The 20,789-nt window shown below is 59.6% G+C and carries 21 protein-coding genes; 8 read left to right on the plus strand and 13 right to left on the minus strand.

What is annotated here, in order from left to right; translation table 11 throughout:
• Positions 1 to 20: 20 nt before the first annotated feature.
• From B5D32_RS09190 to agaB, 5 genes are all read right to left on the minus strand, one after another.
• A complete protein-coding gene (locus B5D32_RS09190) occupies positions 21 to 890 on the minus strand; it encodes a PfkB family carbohydrate kinase (protein ID WP_078784767.1) in 870 nt (289 codons plus the stop codon).
• 2 nt (positions 891 to 892) lie between these two features.
• Positions 893 to 1,897, minus strand: a complete 1,005-nt coding sequence (locus B5D32_RS09195) for an SIS domain-containing protein (protein WP_242943429.1) — start codon at positions 1,895 to 1,897, stop codon at positions 893 to 895.
• A gap of 103 nt (positions 1,898 to 2,000) precedes the next feature.
• Positions 2,001 to 2,786 (minus strand): PTS system mannose/fructose/sorbose family transporter subunit IID, encoded by a 786-nt coding sequence (locus tag B5D32_RS09200; protein ID WP_227594606.1) that lies wholly within the window; start codon positions 2,784 to 2,786, stop codon positions 2,001 to 2,003.
• The gene (locus B5D32_RS09205) at positions 2,776 to 3,576 is read right to left on the minus strand and encodes a PTS mannose/fructose/sorbose/N-acetylgalactosamine transporter subunit IIC (protein WP_078784769.1); all 801 of its coding nucleotides are present in this window, start codon (positions 3,574 to 3,576) and stop codon (positions 2,776 to 2,778) included. The genes B5D32_RS09200 and B5D32_RS09205 overlap by 11 nt, the downstream gene beginning before the upstream one ends.
• 69 nt (positions 3,577 to 3,645) lie before the next feature.
• Positions 3,646 to 4,122 carry a PTS galactosamine transporter subunit IIB gene (agaB, locus tag B5D32_RS09210; protein WP_078784770.1) on the minus strand — a complete coding sequence of 159 codons (477 nt, stop codon included), beginning with the start codon at positions 4,120 to 4,122 and terminating at the stop codon, positions 3,646 to 3,648.
• Between the two features lie 210 nt (positions 4,123 to 4,332).
• On the opposite strand from agaB, the gene B5D32_RS09215 reads away from it, so the two are divergent.
• Positions 4,333 to 5,457: an SIS domain-containing protein gene (locus B5D32_RS09215; RefSeq protein WP_078784771.1), complete on the plus strand. Its 1,125-nt coding sequence runs from the start codon at positions 4,333 to 4,335 to the stop codon at positions 5,455 to 5,457.
• A gap of 5 nt (positions 5,458 to 5,462) precedes the next feature.
• Positions 5,463 to 6,521, plus strand: coding sequence for an ethanolamine utilization protein EutH (eutH, locus tag B5D32_RS09220; RefSeq protein WP_078784772.1), 1,059 nt, complete (start codon positions 5,463 to 5,465; stop codon positions 6,519 to 6,521).
• A 110-nt stretch (positions 6,522 to 6,631) separates the two neighbouring features.
• On the opposite strand, the gene B5D32_RS15755 is transcribed toward eutH, so the two are convergent.
• From B5D32_RS15755 to B5D32_RS09255, 7 genes are read right to left on the minus strand one after another with little or no spacing between them, the layout of a single operon-like run.
• Positions 6,632 to 6,856, minus strand: a complete 225-nt coding sequence (locus B5D32_RS15755; RefSeq protein WP_078784773.1) for an integrase core domain-containing protein — start codon at positions 6,854 to 6,856, stop codon at positions 6,632 to 6,634.
• Positions 6,850 to 6,981 (minus strand): helix-turn-helix transcriptional regulator, encoded by a 132-nt coding sequence (locus B5D32_RS15760; protein WP_078784828.1) that lies wholly within the window; start codon positions 6,979 to 6,981, stop codon positions 6,850 to 6,852. Before B5D32_RS15760 ends, B5D32_RS15755 begins: the two co-directional genes overlap by 7 nt.
• A gap of 17 nt (positions 6,982 to 6,998) precedes the next feature.
• A complete protein-coding gene (locus B5D32_RS15555) occupies positions 6,999 to 8,093 on the minus strand; it encodes an NTP transferase domain-containing protein (protein WP_242943430.1) in 1,095 nt (364 codons plus the stop codon).
• Positions 8,035 to 8,376 (minus strand): winged helix-turn-helix domain-containing protein, encoded by a 342-nt coding sequence (locus tag B5D32_RS09240; RefSeq protein ID WP_078784774.1) that lies wholly within the window; start codon positions 8,374 to 8,376, stop codon positions 8,035 to 8,037. The genes B5D32_RS15555 and B5D32_RS09240 overlap by 59 nt, the downstream gene beginning before the upstream one ends.
• A gap of 9 nt (positions 8,377 to 8,385) precedes the next feature.
• Positions 8,386 to 9,198, minus strand: coding sequence for an ABC transporter ATP-binding protein (locus B5D32_RS09245; protein ID WP_078784775.1), 813 nt, complete (start codon positions 9,196 to 9,198; stop codon positions 8,386 to 8,388).
• Positions 9,195 to 10,178: a FecCD family ABC transporter permease gene (locus B5D32_RS09250; RefSeq protein WP_078784776.1), complete on the minus strand. Its 984-nt coding sequence runs from the start codon at positions 10,176 to 10,178 to the stop codon at positions 9,195 to 9,197. Before B5D32_RS09250 ends, B5D32_RS09245 begins: the two co-directional genes overlap by 4 nt.
• Positions 10,171 to 11,262 (minus strand): ABC transporter substrate-binding protein, encoded by a 1,092-nt coding sequence (locus B5D32_RS09255; RefSeq protein WP_078784777.1) that lies wholly within the window; start codon positions 11,260 to 11,262, stop codon positions 10,171 to 10,173. Before B5D32_RS09255 ends, B5D32_RS09250 begins: the two co-directional genes overlap by 8 nt.
• Before the next feature lie 146 nt (positions 11,263 to 11,408).
• Here B5D32_RS09255 and B5D32_RS09260 point away from each other — a divergent pair, with 146 nt between their 5' ends.
• From B5D32_RS09260 to B5D32_RS09270, 3 genes are read left to right on the plus strand one after another with little or no spacing between them, the layout of a single operon-like run.
• Complete coding sequence (locus tag B5D32_RS09260) at positions 11,409 to 12,170, plus strand: FAD binding domain-containing protein (RefSeq protein WP_078784778.1); 762 nt, start codon at positions 11,409 to 11,411, stop codon at positions 12,168 to 12,170.
• A gap of 12 nt (positions 12,171 to 12,182) precedes the next feature.
• The gene (locus tag B5D32_RS09265) at positions 12,183 to 12,653 is read left to right on the plus strand and encodes a (2Fe-2S)-binding protein (protein WP_078784779.1); all 471 of its coding nucleotides are present in this window, start codon (positions 12,183 to 12,185) and stop codon (positions 12,651 to 12,653) included.
• A complete protein-coding gene (locus B5D32_RS09270) occupies positions 12,650 to 14,926 on the plus strand; it encodes a xanthine dehydrogenase family protein molybdopterin-binding subunit (protein WP_078784780.1) in 2,277 nt (758 codons plus the stop codon). The genes B5D32_RS09265 and B5D32_RS09270 overlap by 4 nt, the downstream gene beginning before the upstream one ends.
• A 189-nt stretch (positions 14,927 to 15,115) precedes the next feature.
• Here B5D32_RS09270 and B5D32_RS09275 read toward each other — a convergent pair whose 3' ends face one another.
• Positions 15,116 to 15,706, minus strand: a complete 591-nt coding sequence (locus tag B5D32_RS09275; RefSeq protein ID WP_078784781.1) for a helix-turn-helix domain-containing protein — start codon at positions 15,704 to 15,706, stop codon at positions 15,116 to 15,118.
• 252 nt (positions 15,707 to 15,958) lie between these two features.
• Here B5D32_RS09275 and B5D32_RS09280 point away from each other — a divergent pair, with 252 nt between their 5' ends.
• From B5D32_RS09280 to B5D32_RS09290, 3 genes are read left to right on the plus strand one after another with little or no spacing between them, the layout of a single operon-like run.
• Positions 15,959 to 17,032, plus strand: a complete 1,074-nt coding sequence (locus tag B5D32_RS09280) for a mandelate racemase/muconate lactonizing enzyme family protein (RefSeq protein ID WP_078784782.1) — start codon at positions 15,959 to 15,961, stop codon at positions 17,030 to 17,032.
• A gap of 35 nt (positions 17,033 to 17,067) precedes the next feature.
• Positions 17,068 to 18,237, plus strand: coding sequence for a DUF819 family protein (locus B5D32_RS09285; RefSeq protein WP_078784783.1), 1,170 nt, complete (start codon positions 17,068 to 17,070; stop codon positions 18,235 to 18,237).
• 22 nt (positions 18,238 to 18,259) lie between these two features.
• Positions 18,260 to 20,341 (plus strand): CocE/NonD family hydrolase, encoded by a 2,082-nt coding sequence (locus B5D32_RS09290; RefSeq protein WP_078784784.1) that lies wholly within the window; start codon positions 18,260 to 18,262, stop codon positions 20,339 to 20,341.
• Positions 20,342 to 20,789 lie beyond the last annotated feature (448 nt).

Below are 20,789 nucleotides of genomic sequence, written 5' to 3' on the forward strand. Positions count from 1 at the left end.
AATAGGAAATCTCCTTTTTGTTATTCAATGCTGTCCCGGGAGATTTCCGCTTTACAGCCAAAGCCGCCCTGTGCCATACAGTTGCGTGCCGAGACCTGCTGCCCGGCAGCCAGTGCTGCCAGAAGCGCCTGCTCCGGCATGGGCTTTGCTTTTTGCCACCCCGCAGTATACAGCGAGCAGAGGAATGCAGCAAGGAAAGAATCTCCTGCCCCCATTGTATCACTTGCCTCTACCATTTGGGTAGTCTTTTCCACAATTTTCCCTTGTACGGACAACATTTGCCCGGCTGCGCCCATTGTAGCCAGCACATGCACCACGCCGCGACGATGCAGCGGCGCGCACAATTCCGCAAAAGCAGCCTTGTCCATCGGCTTGCAGGAAAGCATCGCCAGATCTATACCGTGGCAAACCTCGTCATAGTAGGCATCGGTGCGGTACTTTTCCTTTTCGCCGAAGTCATAGGCGAACACAGCGGGCAGCGCCTGCACAGCCGCCATCTGTTCGGGCATTTTGGCGTTGCAGCTGCTGACGATCAGATCGGCGGTTTTCAGCTCGTCCAGCTCCTGCGCACCGATCTGCAGCGGGCCGGTCCAGCTTTCCCCGGTGATGACCTCGATAAAGCTGCGCTCCCCGTTGACCACATCATAGCTGCACACCTTGGTGGTACGCCCTTGCAAAACGGGGCAATGGCTGATGTCCACGCCGTTTTCCCGGAGTGCTTTCTCCACAATATGTGCCATCTTGTCATCGCCGAGGGAGCCGAGATACTCGGCCTGTGCCCCCAGCCGCGCAGCATGAACTGCAACGTTTACCGCATTGCCGCCGGGGAAGCACTCCTGTGTATTGTGGTAATAGTCTATTACGTTATCCCCTAATGCAATCAGTTTCATACTCAATAGCTCTCTTTTCTGTAATAGCGGCGGATATCCAGAGAATGATCCGTGATGACCTCAATGTTCTTGCTGATGCGCTGCAGAACAGCCGCCATGACAACGGGGCTGAGCAGCGGGCGGAACTCATCGCTGATGCCGGGCAGTGCATACTCCTTCGTGTCAAAGCAGGTCAGCTTTTTGGTATGGCGGGCGGCAAACGCCTTTACGCGCTCGTCCTGTGCACGGGTGGGTCCCTCGGTCAGCAGCAGCGTGGTGCAGACATCGTCCTCCAGCAGCTCCAGTGTGCCGTGGAAGAATTCCGGGCTGGAAACGCTCTTGGTGCGGATCCACTGGCTTTCCTCCAGCACGCACATGCTGTAACTGTAGGCAGTGGGCCACAGATCGCCGCTGCCGATCCAGATGTTATACGGCTCCTTGCAGTAATCCTGCGCATATTTCAAGCACTTGGCATCTGCCTGCTTGCGTACCTGTGCCAGCGCAAAGGCAAGGTTCTTCAGCTCATCCGCAAAGCGGGGATAGGCATCAAAGTTTCCGCTGCGGTACAGGATGCGACCGATCAGGAGATAGAACACCAGCTCCTGCGGGCGGCCCTCGCCGTAGACGATGGTGTCATCGCAGATGGATTCCAGCGTGGAGTTCTCCTTGCCGACGGCGGCAAACAGGCGCACGCCCTGCTCTTTCAGCCAGTTGGCTGCCTTTACGGTCTCGGCGGTATCGCCGGACTTCGAGGTCAGGAACGCCACGGTCTTATCGGTGATGCGGTTGCAGTCACCGGTCATCAGGTTGGCGGACAGGACATTTTCGACCGGCAGGCGGGACATGTGGCGGATATAGAAGGCGAACGGATCCAGCATCGCCTGAGAACCGCCGCTGCTGGTGAACAGCAGCAGGTCAAACCCGTTATCCACAATCGAATCCGCGATTGCCTCGATCTTGGCGCGCTGGTCGTAGATCTTGGCGCCGTTGGCAATGATCTGATTTTCGTCAAAATTTACCATGCTCATGAGTACAATAGCCTCCATTTGTAATTTTGTTATGACAATATGGTCTGTAAAAAATGCGGCTCGCGGGGGAATGCTGAACCGGCGCGAGCCGCCGCAGTAAAACTTACATGATGCCCAGGAAGGACAGTGCAACCGACAAAGCAATGACCAACAGGATCAGCTTCATGGTGTTGACATTTTTCTTCTTGAACAGCCAGTAGAGCAGGAACACAAAGCCCAGCGGCAGAATGTTGGGCATGATGGAGTCAAAGATGCCCTGCACGGAAACACTGGAGATGACAAGCGTTTCGGGGAAAGCAAAGGATACATAGCTGGGGATCAATCCGCCAACGACCATAACGCCCAGAATACCGGCAGCCTTGCTGATATAAGCGGCGTTATCGCCGATGAACTTGATGGAGTTGACACCGGCATTATAGCCCAGACGCACGAACCAGATGCGGCTGAAGATAGCGGTCAGTGCCCAGAACAGAATGTAGAAGATGGGGCCCAGAACATTGTTCTGCGTTGCCAGAGAGCAGCAGATGGAGGCAATGATGGGCATGGCGGTGTACCACCAGATGGCGTCGCCCAAACCTGCCAGAGGTCCGAACAGACCGGTTTTCAGGCTGTGGATCATTGTGCGATCCTGACCGGCCTCCTCCATGGAGACGATCAGACCCTGCAGGATAGCAGCCATGTGCGGCTCGGTATTGATGAAGTCGAGGTTGTTTTTCAGCGCGGCGGCCATTTCCTCGTTGTTGTCGCCGTGGATCTTGCGGAAGCACTTGGTCATGCCGTAGCAGAAGCCTACGGCCTGCATACGCTCAAAGCTGAAGCAGCACTGTTCCGCCATAGAACGGACGGCCATTTCGTTGAGGTCTTTTTTGGTAATTTTGTTAGATGCCATCTTCAAAATCTCCTTCCTGGGCGGCAGTTGCAGCGGATGCAGCCGTCAGCTTGGCAGTCTCCATATCGCGGGTGAAATTGACATAGGCGATGCAACCCGCAATAACAGCAATGGGCAGGATGTTCTGGCAGTTGGTAATGACCATAATGACAAAACCGGCAAGCAGATAGGCTGCGTTTTCCTTCTTGAGCATAACGACCAGCAGCAGGGCAAGGCCGACAGCCGGCATCAGACCACCGGCAACTTCAAAGCCGTGGACAAGCCATTCCGGGAAGGCTGCCACAAAAGCGGAAATACCGCTCTGCAATGCGTAGGTGGACAGGAACGCGGCAAGGGCAAACATGGCGGCATACAGGATCCAGCCGGTATACATTACTTTGGCAATGCCTTTTTCGTCACCGGCGGCAGCGCATTTGTCAACCTTCGGCAGGAAGCCGGCGTAGAAGGTGTTGGTGCCGGTGTTGATCCACTGACCGATCAGTGCGAACGGAACGGCAAGACCCAGCGCCGTGTTGACATCGCAGCCGGTGGTGTACGCCAGCACGGTGGTCATCAGACCGGCAAACAGGGGATCCGGCGGCACGGTGCCGCCAACGGTCAGCAGACCCAGGTAGGAAAGCTCCGCAACGGCACCTGCCTGCATGCCGAGGCGTACATCACCGAGGATGATGCCCGTGAAAAACGCTACGACCAGCGGGCGGAACCACATAAAGGTTTCCATGTGTTTGTCAATCGCGCAGATAAAAACGAGCAGCGCAATCAGCAAACCTTGCACGAGTGTGATTTGCATAGATTTTCTCTCCTCTTTATAAAATATATTTTTTGCTCTGCAGACCGCCTGCAGAGCCGGAACCTTGGGTTACTTTTCAAAGTCCAGCTTGTGGTCGCCGGGTGCGATCTGGATGTAGACATCCACACCCTTGGCACGGATGGCGCGAAGGTCGTCCTTATCCTTCTCGTCCATATAAACGTGCACATCGCCGGTCACTTCCTTGCCGGGGCCGACATGCATATTGCCGATGCACAGCTTATCAATGGGAACGCCGCCCTCCACCAGCTTGCGGGCGCTCTGCGGGTTGCGCACGACCAGGAAGATGTGCTGGCTGGCGGATGCCTTGTGAATGACTGCAATGGTCTTGTCCAGCGTAAAGAATCGGATGCCGCAGCCGGAGCTTTTCGCGGTGGCGGTCATCAGGCTTTGCTGCAGCGGGTCGGCAGCGGCCAGATCATCCGCCACAACAATAAGGTTGACACCCGGTAAAGCGGTGGTCCACGCCACACCGACCTGCCCGTGTACTAAGCGATTGTCGATTCTTGTCATCAAAATGTCAGGCATAAGTTTTTCCTCCTTGTAAGATGCTGCAAAGATTTTTAGATTTTTTCTTAAATTTTTAGAAATTTTTTCTAAAATCTTTGTGTTATTGTAATGACAATATACCAAAGTTGTGGTATAATGTCAATAGAGTTCGGGGACTTCCCGAAGATTTTAACGTTTTACACAAAGTGAACGTTAAAAATTTAGACAAAATGTGAAGGAGACTGCTTTATGGAACACAAAAAGACTATGCTGGACTACATTGCCGACTGCCCGGAGTTTATCCGCAACAATGTCGCCGACAGCGCTGCGCTGACAAAGCCCCTTGTGGATGAGTATGTAAGCGGCGGCTACAAGAACATCTGGATCGTTGCGTGCGGTTCTTCCTCCAACGGTTCGCTCTGCGCACGGCAGTTTATCCGCCGCCACCTGAAGTGCGAGGTCAAGATCGTTACCCCCTTTAATTTTGTATCCAGCGAGAATGATTTCGGCGAGACCGATATGGTCGTTGTCGTCAGCCAAAGCGGCTACAGCCTGAACGCCCTGGACGCCATCAAGGTCATTGAGGCAAAGGGCCGCCGCTGCATCGGCCTGACCGGCGATGTCAACAGCGATCTGGGCAAGGTGTGCGATGTTGTCGCCAACTACGGTGTCGGGCGCGAAACAGTCGCGTATGTCACCCGCGGTGTCACCACGCTGGCACTTTTCTTTATGCTGTTTGCCGTGGAGGCTTCTGTCCGTCTGGGCATCAAGACCGCTGCCGAGGGCGAGGCTGTCAAGCAGCAGCTGCTGAAAGCCGCCGACATCAACGCCGCCGTACAGGCACAGACCCCTTCCTTTATTAAAGAGCACTACCGTCAGCTGTCCGGCATGACCAACGCCTATGTCTGCGGCGTGGGTGCCAACCTCGGCACCGCAAGCGAGGGCGCACTGAAATTCGGCGAGACCGTCAGCATCCCCACCGCTGCCTATGAGGTCGAGGAGTACATCCACGGCCCCAACATCCAGATGACCCCCCGCTACAGCGTATTTCTGATTGACGGCGGCGAAGGCACGGAGCGCATCCACCGCATTTTTGAGGGTACCAAAATCGTGACGGATAACGCCTTCCTGCTGACGCGCTGCGCCGATTACAAAGACGAGCACAATGTTATGTATGTGCCTATGGATGTGCCGGAGGAAATCACCCCGCTGTGCTGGCTGCCCTTCTTCCAGATGACGGCCTGCCGCCTGACGGATGATCTGGACCGCTGGAACAAGCATCCGCTGCAGCGCGCGATGGAGAAGTTTGTTTCCTCCAAGAGTGCCAACTATGTCAACAGCCCCTTCAGTGAAGACACGCCGGGCCGCGGGTAAGAGCGATGGCGTGGATATCTGCCGCCTTTTTCTGTCTGGGTGCTGCGGACACATTGCTGGGTGATCGGCTGGGGTTGGGCAATGCTTTCCGGCAGGGTTTTGCCGCCGTGGTGGATCTGCTGCTGCTCATGACCGGTTTTATGGCACTGGCACCCTGGCTTGGGACCCATCTGGCGCCTGTTATCACGCCGGTGTTTTCCGCCTTGGGGTGTGACCCTTCTCTGTTTGCCTCACTGTTTTTAAGCTGCGATGCAGGCGGCGCCGTGCTGGCCGCACAAATCGCACAGGAACCGGCTGCCGGGCTGTACAACGGTTTGATCGTGGCGGCCTTTCTCGGTGCCACGATCAACGGTACGATCCCACTGGCGCTGGGTCGGCTGACAGGCTCCAAACGAGCCGCCGCCGTTCGCGGATTGTTTCTCGGCTTTCTGGTCCTGCCGGTGGGCTGCCTGCTTACCGGGGCGCTGTGCGGCATTCCCCTGTCGGTTCTGCTGCACAACACCTGGCCTGTTCTGGCAGTAGCGGTCCTGTTGCTGCTGCTTTTCAAATCCGGCAGCAGCGCGATCGGCCCGATCTTCAACGGCATCTCTCTGGCGGTACGCGGTCTGACCCTGTTCGGCTTTTGCATCTCTGTCCTGCAGGAAACGACCGGTATTGTGCTGCTGGAGGGGCTGACCCCCTTGGCGGAAATCTACCCGGTTATATGCAGTATCGGCGCGTTTCTTGCCGGGATCCTGCCGTTTTTCGCCTTTGTACAGCGTCTGTTGACCGCACCGCTGGCCAAGCTGGCCGCACGGCTGCAGCTGGAGCCCGCCTCCATCACCGGTCTGGTCGTGACCTCCGCCAACTGCATCCCCACATTGCTGAGTCTTGATACGCTGGAGGAACGCGGCATCACACTGAACACGGCCTATGCCGTAGTAGCGGCTTACAGCGTCGGCGATTTTCTGGCATTTACCCTGCAATTCAGCCCCGCACACGCCCTGCCGATGATGGCAGGCCGCCTTTTAAGCGGCTTGCTGGCAGTGGTGCTCTGCCTGAAAACGACCCCCAAAACCACCTGAGTAAACACCCCCAACGGGCAGCTAAAGCCCGTTGGGGGTGTTGGTGTTTTCTGAATAGGTTCCCACTGTTGAACCCGGTAACTCCGGTTTGAAGGTGGGAACTTTTCTTTTTATAAGCAGCCAGAATAGAACGCCGATTCATATTGGTTCGGCGTTTTCATGTTTAGTTTTCTATGCGGGCGTTGGCTGTTGTAGAAATTGATATATTCGTCCAGAACGGCTTGCAGTTCCTGCGGTGTGCCATACAGGTGGTGATAGCGCCCGCACAATGCATTAACGCCCGAACGGTTCTGACTTTCAACTGTTCGGGCGCTGTTTGCAGATAAATCTAGCAGGTTTTTAAGCTGGGGGTTCGTTCACCTCGTTCGATAGCAACAACATAGCGTTCGCTTTTTCGTATGCGCTCTGCAAGGTCCTCTCTTGTAAGACCTTTATCATTGCGAGCGTGTTCAATAGCTATAAATCAAAAATACGGCATTACCCCTTGCCCCCGCGCAGCGCCTCAAGGTCGCTGCGGGTGTCGATGTCCCGCAGCTCGGCGGCGGGGGTGGGCAGCAGGCGGATCGCCTGCGGGTGGGCGCGCAGCACGGCGCTGCCGCCGCTACCCTCCGGCAGGTGAAGGAGGGCAGCAAAATAATCCCGACCGAACAGCACAGGGCTGCCCGGTGTGCCGTCGGGTGCGGCCGGCCGCCGGATCGTGTCCGGCGCGGCACCAATCGCCAGCGCCTCCAGCGTCTGGCGGGTCAGGCAGGGCTGGTCCCCCGGCAGAAACACACACCCCTGCAGGTCGGGCTGCTGCGCCAGCAGCGCGGTCAGGCCAAGGCGCACCGTATCGCTGCGGCGTGGCTCGGCATGGCGCAGCACGGGGAAGCCCCCTGCACGGCAGAGGGCCTCGACCTCGGCCGTGCGGGTCACGGCAATGCGCCCGGCAAACACCGGCGCGGCGGCCAGCGCCAGCGCATGGGCAGCCAGCGGCCGACCGTTCAGCTCGGCCATCAGCTTGTTGCCGCCGAACCGCCGCCCCAGCCCCGAGGCCATGACGATGCAGCCCAGCGGCGGCACAGGGCAGTCCAGATCGTACACAAAGGCGTCCGGGTCGGCGCAGAGCGCGCGCAGGAACGGGGTGTCCTGCTTGCGGACGACTGCGAGAACGCGGCAGACTTTCAACATATCCAGCACGCTTTGTTGAAAATCCGCGCAGCCGCTCTCCAGATAGCCAAGCTCGTCCAGCACGGCCCAGCCGCCGGCCGCCGCCATCCGCTGCAGGGCGGGCAGCCCCACGGCGGCAAAGCCGGCCGGCACGGGGCGCATCCGGTTTTCACCGGGGGGCAGGGCGGCATCAAACCGCCCGATGACCGCCGCTGCCCCGGCGGCTGCATCGCGCATCTCGACCCATCTGCCCGGGACGGCAGCGGTGAGAAGCATCGGGGCATCGGGGCAGAGGGATGGCATAAGTGCGCGCAGCAGCGTTGTTTTGCCGCTGCCGCGCCCGCCGGTCAGCAGCAAGTGGCGCTTACCGCTGGCCCGGAAAGAACGCAGAATAGAGCTCGCGGCTGGTCTGTACACAGGCATCACGGTAGGCCTCATACCTTTCTAAAAATTGGCGGGCCTCGGCGGTCAGGGTGCTGCCGCCGCCGCCCCGCCCGCCGATGGTCTTGCAGGTCAGGGCAAAGCCCAGTTCTTTTTCGGCGTGCTGCACAAGCCGCAGCGCCTTGGAGTAGGAAAGCCCCATCTGCGCCGCTGCGCTGCGCAGCGAGCCGGTCTCCTCGATCAGATGGAGCAGGCGGCAGGGCCCCTCGCCAAAAAAGCGCTCGCCTGCGTCATCGCAGAGCATCACGCGCAAAGCAGGTTTCATGGTATCACCTCACAGCGGCAGCAGGGCCAGACGGCGTCGGCCCCGGCAGTCGGTAACGGGCAGCAGCTCCAGCGGACCGTACACGGCGGCAAGGGCTGCCTGCAGCACGGCAGGCGGGTCGGTTCTGGGGTGCAGCACCGCCGCGACCCCGCCGCCCTGCAATACCACCAGTATATCACAGCTGTCCAGCGCCAGCGCGGGGTCGTGCAGGCAGACCAGCGCGGTCTTGCCGCCGGTGTGGACCAGCTGCGCCAGCAGCGCGGTCATCCGGCTGCGGTTCGCAAGGTCAAGCGCACTGTCCGGTTCGTCCAGCAAAAGCAGCGGCGCATCCTCGGCAATCGTGCGCGCCAGAATACAGAGCTGCTTCTCGCCGCCGCTCAGCGTCAGGTAGTCCTGCCCGGCCTTGTCGGCCAGACCTACGGTGCGCAGGGCCTCGTCCGCAGCGGCGCGCATGGCGGCGGTGGGGCTTTGCAGGACCCCCAGCCGCGGGTTGAAGCCCATAAGCACGACCTCCCGCGCCGAGAGCGAGACCGAGATGCCGCTCTGCTGCGGGATATAGCTGACGGTCTGCGCAAGCCTGCGGGTGGACAGACTCTCCAGCGGGACGCCGTCCAGAAGGCACTGCCCGGTGTGGGGCAGCAGCCCGGCAGCCGCCTTGAGCAGCGTGGTCTTGCCGCTGCCGTTTACCCCCAGCAGCCCGATCAGCTGCCCTGACACCGGGACAGAAAAGCTGACCCCTTGCAGCACGGCTGCTGTGCCGTACCGTACGGTGAGGTCCTGCACGCAAAGCCCCACGGGCGGGGGCGTGGTTTGTGGCATCATGACGCATCCCTCCCCGGCCACAGGATCAGATAAAGCAGAAACGGCACGCCCAGCAGCGAGGTAAAGATGCTGACCGGCAGCTCGGTGGAGGCTGCCGTCTTGGCCAGCGTGTCGGCGGCCAGCAGCAGGGCGCTGCCCAGCAGCCCGCTCAGCAGGCAGGCCGAGCGCCGGTTGTGCCCCGCCAGCAACCGGGCGCTGTGGGGGGCCAGCAGCCCGACAAAGCTGATAAGCCCTGTCACGCTGACAACGGCGGCAACCGTCATGGTGGCAAGCGTCAGCAGCAGCAGGCGCATCGCACCCACCCGCACGCCGAGCAGCCGGGCCTCGCCCTCCTCAATCGAGAGCAGCAGCGCCTGCCGGTGCAGCGCAAAGATCGCTGCGCAGCAGACCAGCACAACCGGCACCGGGAACCACACCCGGCTGCGGGTCACGGCGGCCAGACTGCCCATGATCCAGTACTCGATGCTGGCCAGCTCCTTCTCGGGGTCGGCGGTCAGCTTGAGCAGCATCAGCAGCGTCTGGGCCAGCGCGTGGACGGCGATGCCCGCCAGCACCAGCGACATTTTGCTGCGCCCCGGCGCGGCAGCGGCCAGCCCCAGCGAGAGGAACACCGCCGCCAGCCCGCCCGCAAAGGCACAGACCGTGGTGGACAGCGCCCCTGACGAAACGAACAGGATGGCGAACGCCGCGCCGACACTGGCCCCCGAGGAGACGCCGATGATGTCGGGGCTTGCCAGCGGGTTGCGGAATACGGTCTGGTAGACAAAGCCGGCCACCCCCAGTCCAAAGCCGCCGATCAGCGCCATAACGGCGCGGGGCAGCCGCAGCACGGTGAAGGTGCGCACCGCCATGGCATCGCCGGCCAGCAGCGCCGCCGGTGTTATGGGGTAGCGGCCCAGCGCAAGGGCCGCACCAAAGGCCATAAAAACGCAGAGCGCTGCGCCAAGAAGGCACAGCGCCGTGCGCTTGCGGTTATTCATAGGAGGCAGGGGTGAAGCCGTAGTAGGTCGTGTAGAATGTATCGGCGCAGTCATGGTAGAACTGCTCACTCACCTGCTCGGGATGCAGCACGCTGCCCAGATAGACGCTGCCCAGGAAGCTGCCGGGCACGGGGGAGTCCACAGCCTCGATGGCGTGGGGCAGCTGGTAGACATGGCCCTCCCTGACGGCGGTGCAGTCGGCCAGTGCGGCATCGTTCAGGACGGAATCGACATCATAGTCGGCATCGGACGCCAGAATGATGTAGTCGGGATCCCAGTCCAGCACCTGCTCATAGGAGACCTCGGCCCAGTAGGTGTCCTCAACACTGGCGGCGGCGTTGAGACCGCCGGCGTTCTCGATCATATAGTTCTGGTACATGGCGGGGCCGGCGGTCTGCAGCACAGAGCTGTTGCCGGCCATGTAGACGGTGGGGGCCTCGGCATCGCCGATGGCCTCGTGCAGGCTGAGCAGGTTGTCCTCAATCGCGGACTTCAGAGCCTCACCGCGGGCAACGGTGTTGGTGGCCTGAGCCAGCAGGTCGATGGCGCCGTACAACTTGTCCTGATCCTCCGGCTTGACGGCCAGCACGGTCAGGCCCAGCTCCTCCATCTGGGGGATGGAATCCTTCAGCTTGGCGGGCACGATGACAAGGTCGGGGGTCAGCGCGGCGCAGCCCTCAAGATCAAACTCCTTGGCGGTGCCGATGCTGGGCAGGCTCTGCAGTTCGGGTGCGGAGAGGTTGTAGATCGTGCGCTTGTCGGCCTTGGCCTCGACGCCGACCAGCTCGTCCTGCACGCCGAGGGCAATGAGCAGGCTGGTGGAGATGTAGTAGCCGCTGGCCAGCGTCTTGGGCTCGGTCTCGATGGTGACCTCGCGGCCCAACTGGTCGGTGACGGTCAGCGGGTAGGTGACGGCGGTCTCGGCGGCAGCGGGTGCAACGGCAGCCTCCTCGGGGCTGGCGGTGACCTCGGGTGCAGCGGCGGCGGAGGCGGCGGCCTCGCTGCTTACGGCGGCGGTGCTGCCGCAGGCGGTCAGCGCCATGGCGGCGGCCAGCAGCAGGGCGGTCATTTTGGTCATTTTCATGGATCTTTTTCCCTCATACAATAAAAAATATCGTTGTATTTTTAAAACAACAACGGTATTATACCAGATTTTATGGTAGAATAAAAGTACCTATCCACGAAAAGTGTGATTTTTTCGCCCAAAACAGAAAAAACGGAGATTGACCCATGATGACGATACGCGAATATGCCCGCCCCGCCACGCTGGAGGAGGCATGGCAGCTGAACCAGAAAAAGCCCAACCGCGTGCTGGGCGGTATGCTCTGGCTCAAGATGGAAAAGATCAATGTCGGCACGGCCATCGACCTGTCGGCCTTGGGGCTGGATACGATCGAGGAGACTGACACCGAGATCATCATCGGCGCTATGGCAACGCTGCGCGATCTGGAAACGAACGCCGCCCTGAATGCCTACACCGCGGGGGCTGTGCGGGAGGCTGTGCGCCACATTGTCGGCGTACAGTTCCGCAACTGCGCCACGGTGGGCGGCAGCATCTATGGCCGGTTCGGCTTTTCCGATGTGCTGACGCTGTTTTTAGCGCTGGACTGCGAGGTCGAGCTGTACAGGGCGGGCCGGATGCCGCTGGCGCAGTTTGCCGCGATGCCCTATGACCGCGATATTCTGACCCACATCTGCCTGCGCAAGACGCCGGGGCTGAAGGTGCAGTACCAGTCGGTGCGCGCGACCCAGACCGATTTCCCGATCCTGACCTGTGCGGCTGCCCGCACGGCGCAGGGGCAGTACCGCTTTGCCATCGGCGCGCGCCCGATGAAGGCCGTGCTTGTCACGCCGGACTGCGACCCGGCGCAGATGCCCGCCGCCGTGCAGGCAGCCGTCAAGACCGGCAGCAACCTGCGCGGCAGTGCCGAGTACCGCACCCACCTGACCGGTGTGCTGGTCCGGCGTGCCGTGGCCGCGCTGGAAAATTGACGGAGGTATACCATGCAGATCACATTTACCTTAAATCATAAAAAAGTCACCGCCGAAATCGCGGCTGACACCGTGCTGCTGGACCTTGTGCGCAGCCTCGGCTGCAAGAGCGTCAAGCGCGGCTGCGAGACCGCCAACTGCGGCCTTTGCACGGTCTTTCTCGATGAAAAGCCGGTGCTGTCCTGCTCGGTGCTGGCGGCGCGGGTCAACGGACGCAGCGTCACCACGCTGGAGGGGCTGCAGGAGGAGGCTGCCGAGTTCGGCGCCTTTATCGCCGATCAGGGTGCGGAGCAGTGCGGCTTCTGCAACCCGGGCTTTATTATGAACGCGCTGGCGCTTTTCCGGGAAAACCCCGACCCCGGCGAGGACGAGATCAAGGAGTATCTGGCCGGCAACCTCTGCCGCTGCTCCGGCTATGAGGGCCAGCTGCGGGGCATTTTGAACTTTTTAGCGTGGAAAAAGGGGAAGGAGGCTGCCCAATGAAAACCGTGAACCAATCCATGCGCAAAAAGGACGCTATGCAGCTTGTGACCGGCCAGCCCGTCTACATGGATGATGTCATCCCGCAGGACTGCCTGATCGTAAAGCTGCTGCGCTCCCCCCATGCCAACGCTATCGTGCAGGAAATCGACACGAGCCGTGCCCTGCTGGTGCCGGGCATCGAGGCAATCTACACATGGAAGGATGTGGACCAGCAGGGCCGCCGCTACACCCAGGCGGGCCAGACCTACCCCGAGCCGAGCCCCTATGACCGGCTTGTCATCGACCGCCATGTCCGCTTTGCGGGGGATGTTGTCGCGATTTTGGCCGGCAAGGATGAAAAATGCGTCGATAAGGCGATGAAGCTCATCAAGGTCCGGTATGAGGTTCTGCCCGCCGTGCTGGACTACCACACGGCACTGGACAACCCCGTCCTTGTCCACCCGGAGGAAAACTGGGAGTCGCTGGCACCGGTCGGGGCCGACAACAAGCGCAACCTGTGCGCCCACGATGAGAGCGGGGCGGGCGATATTGAGGCGGTGCTGGCGGGGTGCGATGTCGTCATCGACCATACATACCACACCCGCGCCTGCCAGCAGGCCATGATGGAGACCTTCCGCACCTACTGCAGCATAGATGCCTACGGGCGGCTGAATGTCCTCAGCTCGACCCAGATCGTTTTCCACTGCCGCCGGATCCTGGCCAATGCGCTGCACATCCCCAAGTCGATGATCCGGGTGGCCAAGCCCCGCATCGGCGGCGGCTTCGGCGCCAAGCAGACCTCGGTCTGCGAGGTCTACCCCGCCTTTGTGACATGGAAAACCAAAAAGCCCAGCAAGATCATCTTCAGCCGGTACGAGAGCCAGATCGCCTCCACCCCGCGCCATGAGATGGAGCTGCATGTCCGCCTCGGTGCGACAAAGGACGGCATCGTCAGGGGCATCGACCTCTACACCCTGTCCAACACCGGTGCTTACGGCGAGCATGGGCCTACAACGGTGGGCCTGTCCGGCCACAAATCCATCCCGCTCTACGGCAAGGCCGAGGCATTCCGCTTTGTCAGCGATGTCGTCTACACGAACCACATGTCCGCGGGCGCTTACCGCGGCTACGGTGCGACTCAGGGCCTGTTTGCGGTGGAGTCCGCCGTCAATGAGCTGGCCGACAAGCTGGGCATCGACCCGTTTGTGATCCGCCAGCGCAACATCGTCCATGAGGGCGATGTGATGCCCGCCTACTACGGGCAGGTCAACACCAGCTGCGCGCTGGACCGCTGCCTGCAGGCCGTGCATGACAACATCGGCTGGGACGAAAAATACCCCGTGCGCGACATGGGCAACGGCAAGGTGCGCGCCGTGGGCATGGGCATGGCGATGCAGGGCTCCGGCATTACGAGTGTGGATGTGGGCAGCGCCAGCCTGAAGATCAACGATGACGGGTTCTATACCCTCTCAATTGGTGCAGCCGACATGGGCACCGGCTGCGACACGATTCTGGCGCAGATCGCCGCCGAGGTGCTGGACTGCCCGCTCGACAATGTGACGGTCCTCGGCGCGGACACCGATTCCTCGCCCTACGATTCCGGCTCCTACGCATCCAGCACGACCTATGTCACCGGCAAGGCGGTTGAGCAGTGCGCCGAGCAGCTCAAGCAGAAGATCTGTCAGGTCGGCGCGGGGCTGCTGGGCCTTGATGAGCGTGCAGTCGTCTTTGCGGGCGATGCCGTGACAAGCGAGGACGGCACGCAGCGCGCCACGCTGGCGCAGATCGCCGCAGCCTCCCAGTGCGGCAGCAATACGGCGCTGGAGGCAGTTGTGACCCACAGCTCGGAAATCTCGCCCCCGCCGTTCATGGTGGGCGCAGCCGAGGTCGAGGTCGATCTGGAAACCGGCGAGGCGCAGGTCATCCGCTATGAGGCAGCCGTTGACTGCGGCACACCGGTCAACCCGAACCTTGCGCGGGTGCAGGCCGAGGGCGGCATCCTGCAGGGCATCGGTATGGCGCTGACCGAAAATGTCACCTACGATGACCGCGGCATGCCGCAGGAAAACTCGCTGATGCAGTACAAGATCCCGGCGCGCAACGACATCGGGCATATCCATGTCGTATTTGAGAGCAGCTACGAGGGCACCGGCCCCTTCGGTGCCAAGAGCATCGGCGAGGTGGTCATCAACACCCCGCTGCCTGCCGTGGCCGATGCGATCTACCACGCCACCCACAAGCGGTTCTATGAGCTGCCCATCACCCGCGAGCAGATCGCGCTGGCCGGGCAGTAAAAGGCAGGGAACGGCGAAAAAGACCCTCTGCGGGGGATAAAAAAATTGCAAGCCGGCAGATCGCCGGCTTGCAATTTTTTTTCAGGCTGCAAAAAACTCTTGTAGGGGCGGGCATTGCTCGTCCGTGCCCGTTTGTCTGTGAAAAACCTTCCCGGAAAACGCGCTGCTGCGCCAAGCCGGTGCGAAGATTCAGGTTTCGCCACCGCGGTTAAAACTGCGCCGGTTGTTGGGGAACCAAATGGCAGGGGTGAACACAGCCAGCCCCACCGCTGTGATATCCCCGGGGTTGGAAACGATGTGGGGCAGGTTGGACTGTACCACAGTGGTGTCTCCGGCGTTCAGGCGGGTAGTCTTGGACTCCACCAGTACATCCAGCTGCCCCTGTTCCAGCAGCAGGATTTCCTCACTGGGATGGATCACCGGCAGGTCGCCGTCCTTGCAGTGGGGTTCCAGCTCAAAGCGTATGACCAACGACTGAGGTACAAAATTTCCGTTGGGCATGGGCGTAAGCAGATGATACCGTACATTGGAATTGGGCTGGGAGAGGATCAACATATCCGCCTGACGGGTTGTCAGGCCGGTGCTGCTCTCACCTCCCATAAACAGATAGGTGGGGATGTCCAGAGCGGCGCTGAGTTTGCGCAGGGTGGACAGGGAAGGGTCGGTGAGATCGCGCTCGATTTGGGAGATATACCCGATGGACAAACCAGTCTTTTCGGCCAGTTCCTTGAGGGTGATTCCCCGCTTTTTCCGGATATTTCGAACATGTTCGCCCAGCATAAGACCTCCCGCTTTTTCGTAAAAAAATTTATTTACAGTATATCACAAAATGCTCTGTACGTAAATAAGCAAGAAAAAATTCGATATTTATAAAATTTTTTACTAAAGAAAATTAGATGATTTCTTGATTATCTTACAAAATGTTCTGAAAAGTGTGAAAAAAGCAGAAAAACTCTTGACAAAAATTTTAGAAATAGTAAAATTTATAAAAAATTGTAAATTTTATAAAAATTATTGTGCAGGAGGAACCCTATGAAAATCACAGACGTAAAGGTAGAAACCATCCGTATCCCCATGAAAAAGCCCTTCCGTATTGCTTTTGCGGTACAGGATCATTCGCTGAATGTGCTGGTGAAGATCTCCACCGACGAAGGTCTGTGGGGCATCGGTGAGGCCGCGCCCTTTGAACCGGTAACCGGCGAGAGCGCAGCCACCGTTCTGGAAGCGCTGAAACTGTTCCGCACCGGATTGATCGGCATGGACCCGCTCGATGTTGAGGGCATCCACAGGATGATGGACCGTCTGCTGTCAGGCAACACCTCGGCAAAGGCCGCGGTGGATATTGCCCTGTACGACATAAAGGGCAAACTGATGGGTCAGCCTCTGTACAAGGTGCTGGGCGGCAGCGTGAACCAGATCGTCACGGACATGACGGTGGGCATTGACACACCGGAAGCCATGGCCGCCGAAGCCCGGGAACGGGTGGAAAAGGATGGCTTCACCATTCTGAAAATCAAGGCCGGCATCAACCCGAGCGAGGATATTCAGGCATTGACCCTGATCCGTCAGGCGGTGGGCCCCAACATCCGCCTGCGTGTGGACGCCAACCAGGGTTACACGGTCAGCGATGCGGTGCGCACCCTGAAAGCCTTTGAAGAGTTGGGCGTGGAAGCGGTGGAACAGTGCCTGCCCAGCTGGGATCTGGACGGTATGCGCTTTGTGCGTTCCAAGGTGGACTTGCAGGTCATGCTGGATGAGTCGGTCCACACCCCCATCGACGCAGCAAAGGCCTGCAAGATCGATGCTGCAGACATTATCAACATCAAACTGATGAAGTGCGGCGGCCTGTACCCGGCGGAAAAGATCAACGCCATTGCCGAGGCAAACCATGTACAGTGCATGGTGGGCTGCATGCTGGAGACCAAGGTGGCCATTGCTGCCGGTGTGAGCCTGGTTGCCGCCAAGCAGAACATCACCGAGGCGGACTGCGACAGCTTTATGTACGCCGTGGACCCCGAGATGGGTATGCCCGGCGGTTTTGCCGTGAATGGCGGCGTCTACACCCTGTCCGACAAGCCGGGCCTTGGCATCGATATTGATTTTTAAGCGGGACCCCGCAGAGAGGTATAGAGAGGTATATTATGGCGAATACGATTTTTTCCTCCGAAGGCGCGCTCCTGTTCATCATGGTCGCCACGGTTGCACTGGGATTCTGGCTGCAGCGGTTCAAGGTGTTCAAAACGCTGGGCCCGGCCCTGACGGTTATCGTCATGGGCATCGTGATGTCCAACCTGCGGATCGTGCCTACCTCCAGCCCTACCTATGATGCCATCAGCAGCTACTGCGTGCCGTTGTCCGTTTCCATCTGCCTGCTGAGCCTGGACCTGAAACAGATGCGCAAATTATCCAAGGAACCGATCATTGCGTTGGCCTCGGCCATATTCAGCGTCTGCGTGGCAGCTTTGGTGTTCGGCATACTGTTCGCCAACAAAATCGACGAGGGCTGGAAGGTGGCCGGTATGTTCGTGGGCACCTACACCGGCGGCAGTTCCAACCTGACCGCCATCGCTGTAGGCCTGGATGCCAGCAAGAACACCATCGCCTCGGCCAATGCCGCCGACTATGTGGTGGGCATCCCCACGCTGATCCTGATGTTTGCTACCCCCGCCCTGTACAAGAGTTCCAAATGGCTGAAAAAGCTGTGGCCCTATGATATGAGCGAGTCGGAGCTGCTGGGGGATGGCAACCACGAGGAACTGATGGCCTCCAAGGAATGGTCCATCCAGGAAATCGCCTGGTTGCTGGCCATCGGCTTTGGCACCGTGTGGGCTGCCACCAGCATCTCCTCGATGGTATTCGGAGCAGGGTTCCGCAGTGCAGGCCGCATCCTGCTCATCACCACCTTCTCCATCATCCTGGCACAGGTGCCGGCCGTCCGCAAGCTGCGCGGCAACTTTGACCTGGGCCTTTTCGTAGCGGTGCTGTTCCTGGTGACCATCGGCTTTGCGGTGGACCTGAAGCAGTTCTTCGGATCTACCTTCTACATCACCCTGTTCTGCTTCTGTGTCATCGCCTGTTCCATTCTGCTGCACCTGCTCATCACCCGGCTGCTGAAAGTCCGTTTTGAGTATGTGCTGCTGTCCATCGTGGGCTGTATCTCGGATGGCCCCACCGCCGCCCTCATCGCCTCCAGCGCCCAGTGGAAGACCCTTATCAACATCGGCTTGCTCATGGGCGTACTGGCCGGTGCCCTGGGCAACTATGTGGGCATCGGTGTAGCCTATGCCATCCGTGCTTTCATCGGCGCCTAAACGGAAAACGGGAGAAACGGAAATGCGTAATTTTGACTTATATGTTTCAGGCATCCTGTACGGCAGACTGCGGCTGGGCGACGGCACACCCCAGATCCGGAAACTGGACGTGCATACCGGCGCGCTGCTGGACTGGCAGGACCTGACTGAACAGGACCGGGATTTTTACCGTTTCTTTGTGAAGATGGACTTTGCCGCCCTGGGGCAGAACCTGTCCCAGTACGAGACGGGTCTGCATGGCACCGGGGAAGTTTCCCTGTGCGGCGAGCGCTACACCAGCGAAGACGGCTGCAGCTACCTGCAGCGGGATGTAAAATTCCCCAACAACAAACAGATGAAGGACGGGCGGCTGATCGCCGTCACCTGCCCTGCCCGGGAGATGGTCACGGTGCTGGTGGAACCCGGTGCCGAGGAGGAGACCATCCTGCGCCTGTGGCGCTCGACCTGGCCGGAGGAACAGTTGTTCCCGGTAGAACATGCGCAGACCTTCCCGGTGCCCATGCGGGACGGGGTACATCTTTCCACCAACGTATACCTGCCTAAAAACTGCAGTACCCCGGTGCCCGCAGTGCTGGTACGCACCCCCTACGGCAAAGAGGACGGCTGTGAGATATACTACCGTTACGTCCAGCGCGGCTACGCGGTGGTAGTACAGGATGTGCGCGGCAGAAACGCCAGTGAAGGCGAATGGCTGCCCAACTACCACGAGGTGGAGGACGGCGACGATACTCTGAACTGGATCGCCGCCCAGCCATGGTGCAGCGGACGCATCGGTATGGTGGGCGGGTCCTACCTGGGTTATGTACAGTGGGCAGCCGCTGCCAGCGGCAACCCCCACCTGAAAGCTCTGATCAGCGTAGTCTGCGCGGGCAGCGCCTTTGTGGATCTGCCCCGGCGGGGTGGGTCTTTCACCTCGGGCATGCTGGCCTGGGCCTTTGCGGTGTCTCAGAAAACCTTCCACCCTGAGCTGATGGAACGCGATGACTGGGAGAAAGTGCTGAACATCCGCCCCCTGACCGACCTGTCGAAAAAGGCTCTGGGGTACGATGTGCCCTTCATCACACGGTGGCTGGAACCCAGTGACTACAACGATTTCTGGCGTATGTCCAACTGGCAGGAACGCTCCGTCAGGGCGCAGATCCCGGCGCTGATTCAGTCCGGCTGGTTTGACGACAACGGCATGGGTACCACCGAAGCCCTGGAACTGGTCCATGACTTCCCTCGGGGCATGCGCAAGGTCATTCTGGGACCCTGGCAGCACAGCGGCAACAGTAAGTACGACATGCACGGGGTATCCTTCGGCAGCCAGGCGCTGCGCTTTGATCTGGACTGGCTGTATTTCCGCTGGTTTGAGCATCACCTCAAGGAAGTGGACAACGGCATCGACCAGACTGCCCCGGTAGAATACTACACCCTGGGCCAGGAGGTATGGAAGACCGCCGAAAACTGGCCAGTGCCCGAGACCCGGGTCACCCACTTGTATCTGGATAGTGACGGCCATGCCAACACCTCTGCCGGGGACGGGCGGCTGACTTTTGCCAAGCCGGAGCGGGAGAACTGCGACGGTTACGCCTATGACCCCGAAAATCCGTCCCAGCACATCATCGATATGTCGGAGAACGAGATCGAAGTGCCGGAGGACTACACCCGGGAGGAACTGCGTCAGGACCTGCTGTGCTACACCTCCCCTGTGCTGAAGGAAGACCTGGTTCTGACCGGTGATATGACGGCGGAGTTGTATATTTCTTCTGACGCGCCGGATACCGACTTTGTGGTGCGTGTTACCGACGTGGATGAGAACGGCCGGTCCATCAAGCTGGCGGATGGCCTGCTCAGCGCCCGATACCGTAATGGCTTTGCCCGGTCGGAGTTTTTGCAGGAAGGCGAGATCGTCTGCCTGAAGATCCGCACCACCAAGTTGTCCAATTGCTTCCGGAAAGGCCACCGCATCCGGGTGACTGTCACCTCCAGCGCCAAGAATTTCATCTTCCCCAACAGCAACACCCGGGAAGGTTTTGCTTCCGCCCGGACCGTGGTGGCCCATAACCGGGTATACCACGGTGGGCTGCACGCCTCCCGCCTGACGGTGCGGGTGGAACCCTAAGCGGATTGCCCTCCCTGTCAGCGGAAGCGAACAGATCACATTCTGCTCCGCAACCATCAAGCCTCGGCCAGAAAAGGCCGGGGCTTTTTTGGTTCCAGGGCAATACCGCATAATTCTAAGTGCCGCAGCCGCCGGAGCGGTGCTTAAGCCGTAAGGCGGGAATTGTGCGGTGCTGCCTTAGTTATTTGTGCGGGCTTTCCCTGCGTGAAAACCCTGTGAGACGGGTGTCCGCATTCCTCGATGGGACACCCCGGAAATGCGTTTGCGGGTGATCAAACGCTATGCTATGTAAAACATCTTCCCGCCCAAAGCGTGGGCAATCAAGGCGGATAAGCAGAACCATGATTTATTGAAAATTCGGAAAAGAATCTGTATAATACTTATCAGATAGAGCCTATATCCATGAAAGGCAAGCGGCATAGCAGTCGGCCCATAAACGCATTCATTT

Source organism: Gemmiger formicilis (assembly GCF_900167555.1).
Classification (GTDB): Bacteria; Bacillota; Clostridia; order Oscillospirales; family Ruminococcaceae; genus Gemmiger; species Gemmiger formicilis.